Source organism: Legionella feeleii, from assembly GCF_001467625.1.
Lineage (GTDB): Bacteria > Pseudomonadota > Gammaproteobacteria > Legionellales > Legionellaceae > Tatlockia > Tatlockia feeleii.
In genome coordinates, this window is record NZ_LNYB01000085.1 from 189,206 (window position 1) to 204,258 (window position 15,053).

Consider the following 15,053-nt stretch of genomic DNA (forward strand, 5'->3'; position numbering starts at 1 on the left):
TTTAGGAAGTGTAAACACATTGAGGTGCCCTTAGCTTAAAATTTACTGTAAATTCATGATGATTATTGATTTTTTCTACTCTGATTTTTTTTATTTCAATCAATATTGGCGCTTTGACCAAAGCACTTTTTTCCAGATTGCGCATTAAAGTAACCACACTCTGACTTGTTGCCGAATAGCCAGTGAATGTAATTCTGTCGTTACTCTTTTTTACTCCGGCCAGGTAAACATCATCAGGCAGAACTCTAATCAGTTCATTAAATAAGTGAACAAGTAAAGTACGGCTCAAAGACAGATGCCGTATAGCTATTATGCGTAAGATCAAACGCTTATTTTCTTCCCTCAAATTATTAATTTCTTGTATTTGATGGGTAAAGCGGGCAGCTTCTTCTTCTAATCGTTGATTGTGTTGTGACTGTTTGGAAAGCAGTGATAAGGTATAAAGATGCATTGAAAAAATAGTACTCACTGTTCCCAGTGTTATACCTGACAAAGTTAAAATGGCTTTCTTTCTTTCCCAACGCCGTTTGTCTTCTCGCCAAGGCAACAAGTTAATTTCGCTCATAATCCCAACCTCCCTGCCTCAAAGCCAAACCACAAGCAACCATAAGTGATGGGCCGCTATTCAGGATCTCTTCCGAATTTAAATCGTTTGAAATAACGAGGGATTGCAAAGGATTAGCCAGTTGAATTGGAATGGTTGTTTTTTCTTGCAGCCTTTCCGCAAGCTTTGCCAAACATGCCAAATTGCCAGCTAACAAAATCCGGGCAATCACAGGTTGATGAGCCAATGACGATAGGAATTGCCGGATTTTTTGCATTCCATTTAACAAAATTTCCACAAACGGCTGAATTGTCTTTGGCTCGTAGGCATCGGGTAACATAAGTACCCCTGCTTCTATAGGCAGGTCTTGCCCATAGGAAAGACCATCGTGCTTTTGAGCGGATTCAAATAATTGCCGGCTATCCAAAATTTCTTCGTGTATAAATAGGATTTTACTACTATCCGAGACAAAGAAATGAGTAAGTGACATACCTAGGCTAATTAAAACAACTATTTCCCCCTGTTGCAGTGAGAGTTGCCGGGTAATTAATTGTAGACTTCGCCCGATAGCATAGGACTCCACATCAACACTGTTCACCCGCAAACCAGCGCGTTTAACTGCCTCTACCCGTCGATTCACATGTTCAGTCTTGGCAACAACCATCAGCACATCAAGCATCGAAGAGTTTGTTGGGCAATAGCCTAATATTTTGAAGTCGACGCTGACTTGATTGGGTGGATGAGCAACATAATAGTCTGCTTCAATAAGGACGGCTTCCTCTATCTCCGAATGGTTTAATTTTGCACTGAGTTGAATCACTTTACTAAGAACAAGAGAATCAGGCAATGCTATAACTGCCGTATAATCGAGGAAATTGTGTTGTAACAATATTTCTCTGAGACTAGAACTGACTGCGTCGATTTCATTTATTGGGCTAATTTCGCCTTCAATCACTGGCAGCAATTTATACCGGAAACCTTCAACGCGATATTTTCCATTAACATTTGATGAGATTGCGATCACTTTGATTGAGGTCGAACTGATATCGACTCCCAGTATCGAACCCGGTTTGGAGTTGAACCATTTGCTCACTTGCATTTTTCCTGTGAATTCCGTTCTCAAGATGGACTTGCATTAAGAAAATTAATTTTCCTGCCAAAATTCTTAATAGCACCGCTGATTCTAATCCAACCATTTAACAAAAGGAAGATTTTTTATTTCGCATCCGTTCTATTATCTGGCCTTAAAATTAAACGTTGTAACTTCCATTAATCTATTTGTCCAACGCTTGCGCTCATCGTATTGTTTTAATATAGTTGACGATCTGGGATGCAATTCTGCATCCTGATTTCAGTTAAAAGGAGTTACTATGTCGCGTCTGCAAAATTTAGTTAATTCGCTCGTTTCCGTCATACTCAACTATACCGACCCTAAAAGACTAAAGGGACACACCGAAGAGAGCTTACTTCAAAAATCACATGAGGATTTAATAAAAGACTTAACTCAGCTCATAAAGGATGCCACTGCTTCCTATGAGACAAGGCGTACATTGCTTGATTATTTTCTTTACGAATTAAATACTCTAAAACCTCTTGCTGATAAATCCACCCCTCTTGGTGAGGCCGAGCTCAAACGTATAGAAACCCATTTACTGGCTCTGATTACTAATACCCAAGACTTACTAAAAATCGATAAAACAAGTTCTCTCCCCGTAAGTTATAATGAAGAAGATCGTGACGCAACGGTAAAAATTTCTGGCTTTATAGATGGTGGTAACTTCTATTCATCAACCTGTCGTTCCGGGCAAGTGATTCAACGTTGGCATGAAGGGATAGAGAAATTATCCGTATTTCCCGCCGACAGTCTCAAAGATGCTCAATTATTTCTTGATCACATAATCGACGAACATCATAGTGCTATTCTCCTGCCCCATTTAGAAGAAGAAAATCGTAGATTGAAAGTAGAAAATACCCGTCTTAGCGAAAGCGAAGCTTTAGCCAAGCGTGAAAAAGAAGCACTACAAGAAAAATTGCGTATTCTTGAAGAAAGAGAAAAATTGTCGGCAGAAGAAAACAAGCGTCTCCAAAAGGAGCTTGAACTCATTAGCGAAAGCGAAGCTTTGTCCAAGCGTGAAAAAGAAGCACTACAGGAAAAATTGCCTATTCTTGAAGAAAGAGAAAAATTGTCGGCAGAAGAAAACAAGCGTCTCCAAGATGAGCTTGCACTTAGTCAAAAACAGGAACAAGCCAGCCGACTGGAAGCCGAAAATCTACGCATTGAAAATCTCCGTTTATATGATGAAAGCGCCTCCCTCGCAGAAACCAAGGATAGTTTGGAAAAGGACAACACTCGTCTAGTTAAGGAGAATGCTTCTTTAATAGCAGCTGCTAGTAGGGTAAGAACGACTACAGTGCGGCCTCTTATGGGAATGACGGGGCTTGGCCCTCAATTTTTTGCCCCAAGCTTCCTGCACAATCCTGGCCTGACAGGTCTGCCACCTCAACCCACTCAAACAACAGCTAAAAACGAGGGGCAAAGTACTGAGTCACCACAGTTTCTCTGATTTATCACTATGCCTTCTTCTCAAATTAGATTGAGAAGGGGGTTTCTTCACTAAAATTCGCAAAATACCCTTAAATAGCGCTATAATCGGCAAATTCGATTTTATCTATTTATCTCATGAAAAAACCTGCATATTTCTGGCGTAAAGGCTTATGGGCTCTCACTAGCCTTTGTTTTCTCCTTCTAGTGTGTGCAATTCTGCTTTACCTTTATCTTGAAAGCCAGCTTCCTAACGTCGATTCTCTGAAAACCGTTCATTTGCAAGTCCCTCTGCGAGTCTATACGCAAGATGGCTTGCTGATCCAGGAATATGGTGAAAAGCGCCGTATACCACTTACTTACGAAGAAATTCCCCCCACACTGGTTCATGCAATATTAGCCACTGAAGATCAGCGTTTTTTTGAGCACCCTGGTGTCGACATTTTCGGTTTAGGACGCGCAACCGTTCGTATGATTCAAACCGGTACGAAATCGCAAGGGGGCAGTACAATTACCATGCAGGTAGCCCGTAATTTTTTCTTAACCCGCAAAAAAACCTTTTTACGCAAATTCAATGAGATTTTATTAGCTATCAAAATTGATCGTGAATTAAGTAAAGAAAAAATTCTGGAACTCTATCTCAATAAAATATACCTTGGTAATCGCGCCTATGGAGTTGGTGCAGCAGCAATGGTCTATTATGGTAAAACTTTAAAAGAACTGAACCTGGCTGAATTAGCCATGATTGCAGGTTTGCCTCAAGCACCATCGACTCAAAATCCCATCGCTAACCCGCTTGCTGCCAAAAAGCGCCGTGATCATGTTCTGGAACGCTTGTTAGAAGAAAAATATATTGATGAAAAGCAGTATCAAGAAGCCATTAATCAACCAATCACTGCTAAATACCATAGTACGAATATTGAGGTAAGTGCTCCTTACGTTGCCGAAATGATTCGTCAATCACTGTATGAGCATTTTGGTCCTAAAGCCTATACCAAGGGCTATAAAGTATACACAACGATCAAGGGTCCCTTACAAACTGCCGCAAATAAGGCTGTTACCGACACACTACTCGCCTACGATCGCCGGCATGGCTACCGAGGCCCTGTCGCCAAGATAAGTGGTGTCGATGGTCAATCACCCGATTCCTTACATAAATTGCTTGCCCAATACCCGGTAGTTAATGAGCTGGAACCTGCAGTTATATTAGCAGTGGGTGAAAGAGAAGCGACTGCCGCTACCCGACACGGTCAGAATTTTACCATCTCTTGGGAAGGCTTATCCTGGGCAAGACCGGCACTCAAACATGGCTGGATGGGTAAATCGCCAACTAACGCTCAACAAGTCGTTAGTGTTGGTGATATTGTCTATGTTCGTTATCAGAATGAACAATGGTACTTAACCCAGATCCCACAAGCAGAAGCAGCACTTGTCGCCTTAAACCCGAATAATGGATCCATAGAAGCCTTGGTAGGCGGTTTTAATTTCCAGAAAAGCAAGTTTAATCGCGCTACACAATCTGAACGACAACCCGGCTCAAGTTTTAAACCCTTTATTTACGCAGCTGCTTTAAATAAAGGTTACACGTTAGCCACCCTTATCAATGATGCACCGGTAGTAGTTGATGATCCCAGCCAAGCGAATTTATGGCGCCCGCATAATGTGAATCTCACTTTTAATGGCCCTACCCGCCTTAAAGATGCCTTGGTTCATTCTCGCAATCTAGTCTCTATTCGAGTTTTAGATGATATAGGCTTTGATTATGCGATTAATTTCATTACCCATTTCGGTTTTCACAAAGAAAATCTTCCGAAAGCTTTATCACTGGCCTTAGGGAGCTTGTCGGTAAGTCCGATGGATTTGACTGCTGCCTATGCTGTTTTTGCTAACGGTGGCTATAAAATCGAACCTTATTTGATTGATCATATCACCGACAATGACGGAAAAATTCTTCTACAAGCAAAACCATCCGTGGTTTGTAATAATTGCGATCTAAACAAGGCTGACCCGGCTACACTAGCACCACGCGTCATTCCGGCTGATGTCGCCTTCTTAATGAATACTGCGTTAAAAGGTGTGATTCAGCAAGGTACTGCTCGGGCGGCGAAAGTGTTAAATCGCCAGGACATAGCAGGCAAAACAGGAACAACCAATGATCAAGTCGATGCCTGGTTTGCTGGCTTTAATACGGAATTAGTTGTTACTACCTGGGTTGGATTTGATAATCCTCAGTCCTTGCACGAATACGCTGCAAACCTTGCTCTACCACTATGGATTGATTTTATGAAGGTCGCCCTGGCCAACATGCCGGAGCGGGAATTACCCCAGCCACAAAATATTGTCGCTGTTCGCATTGATCCAAAAACGGGCTTACTGGCAAAAACTAACCAACCTAATGCCATTGTTGAATATTTTCGTGAACATGAAGTACCTGGTGCGGAGGATTCTGCGCCTTCAAATTCCATCACAGCCTCGCCAGATGTAGGGCCGGATAATCAAGATCAAGAACAAGAGAATTTATTTTAGTAGTCGCTATTAGAAAATGCGGACAGGCCTGGAAGTCCCTATAAACATTCACGGGGTGTGTACTTCGTCTTTGCGAGGCCTCTTTGCAAAGCAATCCAGAAAGATAGATTTACCCTGGATTGCTTCAGCTTAATCCCGGATTACAGCCTTCGGCTTTCATCCAGGCTACAAAATAAACCATCATTTATCGCTCCAAAACCCGGGATTCATTTGTGAGCAGCAAGTGCAGGAAATCAAATTACTATCATCAAGAGAGTAGAAATAATTGAAGACTGTTTACATGTCGCTAGCTTGAGTGCTTATGGCTTGATGGTCGAGCCTCGCAGCGGAGCATACACCTAGTATGTGAGCAGCGAAGCGCAGAAAATCAAGCCATAAGTACCAAGATAGTAGACATGTAAGCAGTCAGCCTGCCAACGCATCAGTAGCAGCGATATATTCATACCCAAGCTCACGAGCCACTGCTTCATAAGTGATCATGCCTCTATGCACATTAAGACCATTTAACAAATGGCCATCACTTAATAGTGCTAATTTCACACCCTTAGTCACCAAACTGATGACAAAAGGCAGAGTTGCATTATTTAAAGCAAATGTTGATGTTCGTGGCACAGCTCCAGGCATATTAGCCACACAGTAATGCACCACATCTTCTACCGTATAGGTAGGCTCATGGTGAGTGGTTGCACGGCTTGTTTCAAAACATCCACCCTGGTCAATTGCTACATCCACAACTACTGATCCCGGGCGCATTGTTTTTAACATGCTACGGGTTACTAATTTGGGAGCGGAAGCTCCGGGAACAAGGACAGCGCCTATCACTAAATCAGCTTCAGCAACATAATGTTCTAAAGCTTCGACTGTGGCATAAATAGTATTTAATTTTGAACCAAATTGAAAATCAAGTTCACGTAGACGAGATAAGGATTTATCTATTACGGTCACACGTGCTTCCATGCCCATTGCCATTCTCACCGCATTCGACCCTACAACACCACCGCCAATGACAACGACATTCGCAGGAGCGACGCCTGGGACCCCGCCTAATAAGACGCCACTTCCACCTTGAGCCATTTCAAGGCAATGAGCACCGGCCTGAATCGACATGCGACCGGCAACCTGGGACATGGGGGTTAACAGGGGTAAACCACCATCATTTTGAGTCACCGTTTCATAGGCAATTGCTGTAGCACCAGATTCTTTGAGTAAGCGGGTTTGTTGCGGATCAGGGGCTAAATGCAAGTAGGTAAATAAGGTTTGTCCTTCGCGTAAACGTCGGCACTCGACAGGCTGCGGCTCTTTAACCTTAACAATCAATTCTGCTCGCTCAAATACCTCGTCTGCCGTAGCAACAATTTCAGCACCTGCTGCATGATATTGTTCATCGCTGATACCAATTCCTAAACCAGCCCCTTTTTCCACCAAGACTGTACTACCAGTACGCACGATTTCTTTAACACTACCGGGAACAAGTCCTACACGATTTTCCTGTGGTTTAATTTCTTTTGGTACGCCAACAAACATAGCTCTTTCCTTCTATTGTTGCTTAAATTTGATCCGAGCAGAGAAAATCCTGAGACTACCAACGCAAGATGAGCCAACTCCCAAACGCAGATAGCAGGACTATTCTCCGCAACGTCAGATCCCTGGCAGAGATTCTCAGGCTCTCTTCTTTAATTGCTCAATGAGTTGTGGTACTAATTCAAATAAATCCCCAACCAATCCATAATTAGCGATTTGGAAAATTGGCGCATCTTCATCCTTGTTAATAGCAACGATAACTTTGGAGTCTTTCATACCAGCAAGATGTTGCACAGCACCTGAAATTCCAATAGCCAGATATAACGCAGGAGCAACGACCTTGCCTGTTTGACCCACCTGATAATCATTAGGGACAAAACCTGCATCTACTGCTGCCCTGGAGGCGCCTACCGCTGCACCTAATGCATCAGCTAGTTCTTCTATTAACTTAAATTTTTCTGCACTCTGCAAACCACGCCCACCTGAAACAACAATTTTGGCGCTACCTAGATCAGGTCGCTCTGAACGGCTTAATTCATGTCGAACAAATTTGCTGGTTGTGGATTCAATTATCGTATCAACATGCTCTATGCAACAGGGTGATTGCTCTGCATTGATACTGTCAAACGCCGTCGTGCGAATGGTCAGTACTTTTATACTATCTAAAACACGAACTGTTTCAATTGCATTCCCTGCGTAAATGGGATGTTCAAACGTATTTTGATCAATAACGCGACTTACATCAGAAATCTGTGCCACATCAAGTTTGGCAGCAATGCGCGGTGCTATATTTTTACCAAAGGTAGAAGCTGGTGCCAGTATTGCTGAAAATGATGAAGCCATCCCAATGACTAATTCACTTATATTTTCCGCTAATTGATGAGCATAAACAGCACTGTCCACTAACCAGACTGCATGAACACCAGCTATTGTTGCAGCCTGCTCAGCGACTGTTTGACATTGATGGCCAACAACCAGTAAGACTGGATTTTCTTTTAGTTGTATGGCAGCAGCAACCGTGTTACGTGTTGCCGGATGCATCATTTTATTATCATGTTCAACGATTACTAAAGTGCTCATGGCTCCTCCTTGTTAAAGCACTTTGGCTTCATGTTGTAATTTATTGAGTAACTCTTCAATGGAATTTAGTTTAACACCACCAGAACGAGTTGGTGGGCTAGTCACAGTCAGCACTTGAATATGCTCTTTCAAATTTAATCCCATAGAATCAAGTTCAATGATGTCCAGCGGCTTACGCTTCGCTTTCATAATATTAGGCAAACTGGCATAACGTGGTTCGTTCAAACGCAAATCGGTACTGACTATTACTGGAAGATCCATTGCCAAAGTTTCCAAACCGCCGTCAATTTCACGTGTCACTTCTATAGCTCGGCCATTTATATTAAGTTTTGATGCGAAGGTCGCTTGTGGCCAATTTAGTAAAGCGGCAAGCATTTGCGGTGTTTGATTATTGTCACCATCAATGGATTGTTTACCCATTAAAATTAAATCGGGTTTTTCATCAAGGGTGATTTTTTGCAGAATCTTGGCAATATTAAGACTGCAAAGATGTTTCTCACTACGAATCAGAATTGCGCGATCAGCACCAAGAGCTAAAGCATGGCGTAAAGTCTCCTGGCTCGCATCGGTACCTATTGAGACAGCTACTATTTCCGTTACATGTTTTTGCTCTTGCAATCGAACTGCTTCTTCTATTGCTATCTCATCAAAAGGGTTCATGGACATTTTGACGTTTTGTGTTTCTACCCCACTGTTATCCGACTTGACTCGTACTTTTACATAAGGGTCTATCACACGCTTCACTGCAACGAGAGTTTTCATAGTTCCTCACTGGAATATCAAATCAGTCAGCATCTTGCCAGAGATAGTGGCTTAAGTTCAAGTTAGAACTTTGCTTAACCTTCGTTTAAAGACTCTAAATAATCATTAAAGGCTTCTCCAATCTCTGGATGTAGCCTGCTTAACTCGACTGTAGCCTGCAAATAACCTAGTTTAGAACCACAATCATAACGTTTGCCATGAAATTGGTAAGCTTGAACTTTTTGCTCAGTTAACAACCGCTGAATAGCATCTGTTAATTGAATTTCCCCGCGATGATCAGGCGATATTTGCTTCAGGCAAGAAAAAATTGCTGGAGTAAAAATATAGCGTCCTACAGCAGCAAGATTAGAGGGAGCAGACTCTGTCTTTGGTTTCTCAACAATCGTCACGATCGGAGAATAATTTTCGCCAGCATCCTCAACGCGAGCCACACCATATTGATGAACATCATGCCAAGGAACTGGTTGAACTGCCATCACTGAATGACCATCTTTATGAAAATAATTAACCATCGCAGAAAGACAAGGTAATTTGGAATCGTCTATCAGATCATCTGCCAACAAAATAGCAAAAGGCTCCTCTCCGACTATGTGCTCAGCGCAAAGCACCGCATGCCCCAAACCTAAAGGCTGATTCTGCCTGACATACGTAAACTGTATACCTGGTGGCGAAATATTTTTTACCACCTCAAGTAAAGCTTCTTTGCCTTGTTCTTTCAACCGCATTTCTAATTCAAAATGATGATCAAAATGATCTTCAATTGCGCGCTTACTTGAACTGGTAATAAAAATCATATGATTAATGCCAGCACGCACAGCTTCCTCAACAGCATATTGAATCAACGGCTTATCTACTACAGGCAGCATTTCCTTAGGATTTGCCTTAGTAGCGGGTAAAAATCGCGATCCTAAGCCTGCTACAGGAAAAACAGCTTTTCTTATTTGCATCATTAATACCTCCTGGGAGATGCTTTATCCATGAATGGAATACTAAGTTAATTAAGCACTAGCGACTTCAGCTAATTAAAACAATTACGGTCAACAGAAGTACAAATAATTTCCTGACCAAACTCCCAAACAAACAGCAGATGCCAGTCCCACATACCCCATTGTCTCACAAACTAAATCCTTGCATTATCGATAAAATCACCAAAAATAACAAATTATCAAGAATTAACTTTTTCTCGAATAAATAGCATAGAATTTTCTCTCATACGTTATACTTAACCATTTTAAGCAATCAAGATGGTCTAAACGATGAGGAAATCTTCTTATTGGCTTGAGCGACCAGCTGTTATTCTTTTTTTTCTTACTCTTCTTATTCTGGTAATTCGGCTTTTCTTGCGTGGCAACTTACTTGAATTAGATGAAGCAGAGCAAGTCATTGTGGCGCAACAACTCTTACCAGGATATCCTGATCAGCCTCCTTTTTATTCCTGGCTGCAATATCTTTTTTTCAAGCTATTTGGTTTTAATTTATTAAGTCTTGTTTTATTAAAGTGCAGTCTGTTATTTGGCTGTTTTTACTATTTTCATCAAATTTGTCGCTTACATTGTCCGAATAATACCCTGGCCTGGTGTACTACCTTATCTTGGGCCCTGATACCGGCTATTAGTCTTGATCTAATAAAGGACAATACCCATTCAGTCTTGGTCTTATTTGCCGCCTGCCTTACCTGGTATTGGTTCATTGCGCCTTCACGCCTACCAAAAACAGTTTGGTATCTAATTTTTGGTCTTATTATCGGCATAGGATTCCTTTCCAAATTTAATTATCTCTTGTTTCTTTCTATCTTATTGCTTAGTGCTATTTCCATTGATAATTACCGTATTAAATTAATCCATCCAGGTATGCTATTAACCTTAGTGGCAGCCCTTGCTCTTGCAAGTCCTTATATTTTTTGGCTCTCTGAACACCTTAGTATTGGCTTACATGCCCGTTCCAAGTTAATTCCTGACAGTAAGCAATCTTCGTTTGGCCTTGTAGAGTTTGGGAAGGCAATCCTGTTTTTTGCTTCTCCAGTCTTGCTTGTTACAACTATTTTTTTTCCATTCAAACATTGGCAATTACGTCAAACCGCCAGAAATTATTTACTTCTACGCTACCATTTAATTGGCTTACCCTTGCTTGCTTCCATTATTGTTTTTGCGGGTATTAGTAATTTTGCAACACGCTGGCTTATTCCAATCCTATTTTTATGCCCTCTCTGCATCTTCAGCCAAGTGCAACTGAAACCTGAGTTAACCACCAAAATACGCTTTTTTACCGTAATTTGTTTATTAGTACAAATCATTTTCTTTGGGATCTTAATTAATCGCGGTCACTCAGAACGTAATAAATACAATCAATTTCCTGTTAATGAAACAGTACAAGCAATCAAAGCAGATTGCTTCAAGGTGGATTACATTGTCTCTGACTCTTATTGGTTATTAGGAAATCTCATGTTGAAACTATCCATTAAAAATGGCTGGTATCTGCATCCTGCATCTTCGTTTTCTTTACCTAAAGGTAAGCTACTCCTTGTCTGGCAAAGCCCACAATTACCTGTGTGGGTAAATACCTTAATACCACCTCCGTCAAAGGCGATAAATTGGGTGGAAAACCCCGGAAACAACTTAATCGTAACTGGACGAACTTATTACGTTAGCTAGCGGGAGAAGCGAGTAAAGACTACGATACCTGTTTTAGTTTCTTTGTGATCCTGGAAGAACGCTCTCTCTGAATTAGATAAAGGTTGCGTGCGTAGATAAAAACGCCGGTCGATTGTCCTAATATAAAGACAGGATCCTGTTTATAAATGGAATAGACCAATAATGTTAAGCCACCAAATAAACTCAAATACCAAAAAGCGACAGGAATCACACTTCGCTTCACTTTTTCACTAATCAGCCACTGTACGACAAAACGTGCAGAAAAGATTCCCTGACCAATAAAACCAATAGTGAGCCACAGATAATCAACGTTCATGTGTAGAAACCTCCGGGGCACAGGGGCGCTTTAATAACCAGCGCACGCCAATTAAATCATGAATACCAACAAATAGTCGATTCATAACACCATATTTAGATACGCCGTGGCGACGCGGTCTATGATTCACCGGTAAATTAACTAATTTAAATCCAGCTCTTTTAAACAAAGCCGGTAAAAAGCGATGCAAATGGTTAAAATGAGGCAAAGCTAAAAAAGCTTCTCGAGGAAACAGTTTTAAACTACATCCCGTGTCAGGGCAACCATCATGAAGCAAACGCTGCCGTACACTATTACCGATGCGCGAAGATAATTTTCTTAAGTAATTATCATCCCTTTTTTTACGGTTGCCCAAAACTACGGTGCGAAAATCTTGTACTTGTTCCACAAGTCGCGGAATATCGGCGGGGTCATTCTGTCCATCACCATCCAACGTAACTAACAAAGCATAGCGAGCCGCTTTGGCGCCACTCAAAAAAGCCGCACTCTGCCCAAAATTTCGCTTATGATAAACAACACGGAAATTACTGTAACCTTGTGATAACGAATAAAGTTTTTCTACCGTACCATCCTTACTACCATCATCAACAAAAATGACCTCATAAGGGAAGTCTGTCGCTGAAAGCGTCGCTACAATCTCCTCATATAATGGTTCAACATTATCGACCTCATTATAAACAGGAATAATAATCGACAAAGCAACCTGCATAGAAGTCATTTCAGTTCACCTTAAAATCAGAAAATTTTTATTGTACCGTATGTCCCCAAGCCGGAGCCAGCCATGATTTGCGTCGCAAAATACACAGCAAAATCCCGACTTCCAATAAAGTGAGGTAACCCGCTGTCAAAACATCACTGAGATAATGATGAGTAAGAAAAACACGGGAAAACGCAATGGTTAAACCAGCCAAAATAAAGGCATAAAAATAACGTGGAAACAGAATACCTAAGCCCAATGCTGCACCTATAACGGTGGTTGTATGTCCAGATGGAAAGGACCAAAAATAAGCATTGGTTTTAAAACCAAAAAAACCGTACAGCTGCTCCTCAAACCACATATCTGGTCTGGCTCGTCCTAATAATGCCTTCAAAAATACGCAAATGACTCCAGGTATGGTGACGCACATAAATAAAAACCAGGAACGCGCCTCCAACTCGCTATTTTGTCGTATATAGCGGAAGAAAAGTGCCAGAACAAAAAATCCACCCATGTAGATCACACCTAAACCCAATTTGGTTAACCAAGTCAACAATGGCAAATTTTCTTTTAAATCAATTGAGTAAAAATATTGGGCAATCGGTTTATCAAGATACAAAAAGGACAAAACAACGAAACCAATATAGAGCATCGCGACCCAAGGCTTAGTCATTACAGCCAACAAACGATCAAAGGGCGACATACTGTTTTTCTCCCGTATTTTCTTGTCTAATTAAAAAAAGCTCTACCCAGCGGCCCTTGGTGTAATTATAACCTTTTGTATGGGCCATAATAGCATAGCTCCTACGGTTATTTATCCATTTAGCAAACAGAGCCGGTTCGATTAAAGCCAACCGAGACGAGTCTTGTTCTAACGCTTTCTGGGCAATCTCGCTGTCAGTAAATTTCACCAAATCAGTGTTTAAATTAAACACTAAACTGGGCTCCTCAAAACCCACTACCAGTAAAGGCTTGGCAGATGAAATTTGCTTCCTATCAATCAGTTCCGCCACATTTTTTGTTAGCCAAAGAGGCTCCAGGGAAGGTAATAATTCCGTAAAAATAAGTGGATAGGCAACCAAAGCCGAGATAAGTACCGCTATACTGGCACGATAATAAGCACCCTGCCAAGCAAAATAAACACAAATAATTGTCATACCAGACAATCCAGCAAACAGAATACAGCTAATAACAGGAACCTGTTGCATCACCAGGTAAGGCAAGAGAGCTAAACTAAAAGCCAAACCTATGGATAAAACCCCCCATAGAATCTGCAAGAAATGTAACCAACGCCCTGGTAGTTTTATTTTCTCAGTTTTTTCGATAGCTAAAGCACATAATAATGCAATAGCGGGAAAAGTGGGTAGCACATATTGAGGTAATTTGGTTGGCATCAATTCGAAAAAAATCCAGGTGGGTAAAAGCCAAGCCAATAGAAACTTAACTACTTTATTGTGGCGATTACGGACAGCATAAGTCCCACCTTGCCATAAAAACAGAGACGCAGGCCAAAATGTTAACGGTAAAATGACGAGATGAAATAAGGGCGGCTTACCATGTGACTCATGCCCACCTTGTAATTTAGGTAATAAATCCTTATGAATCATTTGTAATAAATAATTACTGTTTTCTGCAGCATTAACCATCAGAACCCATGCGAGGCTAACTAAGGTAAATAATAATAACCCTGGATAAATACGCAACCCACGAAGCCAATCCATACGTCGTTCAATAATACAGAGTGTGGCAATAGATAAGCACCCTACTAACGGTGTCACGCCCTTTAACACTAAACCATAAGCCATAGCCAACCAGAAGCAACCGGCCCATCCCCAATGAACGGGTTGTTTATCGATGGCTTTTTGATAAATAACCCACAAGGCACCCTGCATTAACAACACAGAAAACAATAAAGAAGTATCAATTACCGCCATATGGGCTTCTACAACTAGCAATAGTGCAGAAGCAAATAGCGCTGTGGCCAATCCGGCTGTGCGCCGACTAACAAAACGGCGGGAGAAAAAATAGGTCAGCAACACAGAGAATAATGCACCCAGCAAGGACGGAATGCGGTAAGGCCAGATCCTTGTAGACTGGGCGTTAGAGAATAAATTTACGCTACCTGCCTGCAACCAATTTATTCCAGGTGGTTTCTGAAAACGGGTTTTCTCTTGAAAACGAATTTGAAAATATTGGCCGGTTTGTACCATTTGTCGGCTTGCCTGGGCAAAATGTGCTTCATCCCTATCAATTACAGGCATTTTTGCGATACCAGGCATGAAAATCAATAAAGAAAAAAATCCTAGTAATAAGTAACTATTGAGTTTATCCAAGGCATTTGCTCATCGCCCCAATTTGACGTGATATGATATAAGAGCAACAAGGCCCTGTCCATCGTACCTATTCGACTCCCC

13 protein-coding genes are annotated in these 15,053 nt (G+C 41.4%); 3 read left to right on the forward strand and 10 right to left on the reverse strand.

What is annotated here, in order from left to right:
* Position 1: 1 nt before the first annotated feature.
* On the reverse strand, positions 2-565 hold the full coding sequence (locus Lfee_RS13140) for a PilN domain-containing protein (protein ID WP_058447458.1): 564 nt from the start codon (positions 563-565) through the stop codon (positions 2-4).
* Positions 552-1,637 carry a type IV pilus assembly protein PilM gene (gene pilM, locus Lfee_RS13145; protein WP_162262694.1) on the reverse strand — a complete coding sequence of 362 codons (1,086 nt, stop codon included), beginning with the start codon at positions 1,635-1,637 and terminating at the stop codon, positions 552-554. Before pilM ends, Lfee_RS13140 begins: the two co-directional genes overlap by 14 nt.
* 277 nt (positions 1,638-1,914) lie before the next feature.
* On the opposite strand from pilM, the gene Lfee_RS13150 reads away from it, so the two are divergent.
* Both Lfee_RS13150 and Lfee_RS13155 read left to right on the forward strand, forming a co-directional pair.
* A complete protein-coding gene (locus tag Lfee_RS13150) occupies positions 1,915-3,108 on the forward strand; it encodes a hypothetical protein (RefSeq protein WP_058447460.1) in 1,194 nt (397 codons plus the stop codon).
* A 116-nt stretch (positions 3,109-3,224) separates the two neighbouring features.
* Positions 3,225-5,612, forward strand: a complete 2,388-nt coding sequence (locus Lfee_RS13155; protein ID WP_058447461.1) for a penicillin-binding protein 1A — start codon at positions 3,225-3,227, stop codon at positions 5,610-5,612.
* Between the two features lie 405 nt (positions 5,613-6,017).
* Here the strand turns inward: Lfee_RS13155 and ald are convergent, their stop codons facing one another.
* From ald to galU, 4 genes are all read right to left on the reverse strand, one after another.
* Entirely contained in the window at positions 6,018-7,136 is a 1,119-nt protein-coding gene (gene ald, locus Lfee_RS13160) for an alanine dehydrogenase (RefSeq protein ID WP_058447462.1), read from the reverse strand.
* A gap of 135 nt (positions 7,137-7,271) precedes the next feature.
* Positions 7,272-8,213 (reverse strand): electron transfer flavoprotein subunit alpha/FixB family protein, encoded by a 942-nt coding sequence (locus Lfee_RS13165; RefSeq protein ID WP_058447463.1) that lies wholly within the window; start codon positions 8,211-8,213, stop codon positions 7,272-7,274.
* A gap of 12 nt (positions 8,214-8,225) precedes the next feature.
* Positions 8,226-8,975 carry an electron transfer flavoprotein subunit beta/FixA family protein gene (locus Lfee_RS13170; RefSeq protein ID WP_058447464.1) on the reverse strand — a complete coding sequence of 250 codons (750 nt, stop codon included), beginning with the start codon at positions 8,973-8,975 and terminating at the stop codon, positions 8,226-8,228.
* Between the two features lie 74 nt (positions 8,976-9,049).
* Positions 9,050-9,925: a UTP--glucose-1-phosphate uridylyltransferase GalU gene (gene galU, locus Lfee_RS13175; protein WP_058447465.1), complete on the reverse strand. Its 876-nt coding sequence runs from the start codon at positions 9,923-9,925 to the stop codon at positions 9,050-9,052.
* Between the two features lie 306 nt (positions 9,926-10,231).
* Here galU and Lfee_RS13180 point away from each other — a divergent pair, with 306 nt between their 5' ends.
* Entirely contained in the window at positions 10,232-11,626 is a 1,395-nt protein-coding gene (locus Lfee_RS13180; RefSeq protein ID WP_058447466.1) for a glycosyltransferase family 39 protein, read from the forward strand.
* Positions 11,627-11,645: 19 nt separating this feature from the next.
* On the opposite strand, the gene Lfee_RS13185 is transcribed toward Lfee_RS13180, so the two are convergent.
* The 4 genes from Lfee_RS13185 to Lfee_RS13200 are packed head-to-tail and all read right to left on the reverse strand — an operon-like array spanning position 11,646 to position 14,972.
* On the reverse strand, positions 11,646-11,942 hold the full coding sequence (locus tag Lfee_RS13185) for a lipid-A-disaccharide synthase N-terminal domain-containing protein (RefSeq protein ID WP_058447467.1): 297 nt from the start codon (positions 11,940-11,942) through the stop codon (positions 11,646-11,648).
* Positions 11,932-12,660, reverse strand: a complete 729-nt coding sequence (locus tag Lfee_RS13190; RefSeq protein WP_172606834.1) for a glycosyltransferase family 2 protein — start codon at positions 12,658-12,660, stop codon at positions 11,932-11,934. Before Lfee_RS13190 ends, Lfee_RS13185 begins: the two co-directional genes overlap by 11 nt.
* A gap of 28 nt (positions 12,661-12,688) precedes the next feature.
* Positions 12,689-13,342 (reverse strand): phosphatase PAP2 family protein, encoded by a 654-nt coding sequence (locus Lfee_RS13195; RefSeq protein WP_058447468.1) that lies wholly within the window; start codon positions 13,340-13,342, stop codon positions 12,689-12,691.
* Positions 13,329-14,972, reverse strand: coding sequence for an ArnT family glycosyltransferase (locus tag Lfee_RS13200; RefSeq protein WP_131753182.1), 1,644 nt, complete (start codon positions 14,970-14,972; stop codon positions 13,329-13,331). The genes Lfee_RS13195 and Lfee_RS13200 overlap by 14 nt, the downstream gene beginning before the upstream one ends.
* Between the last annotated feature and the right edge of the window lie 81 nt (positions 14,973-15,053).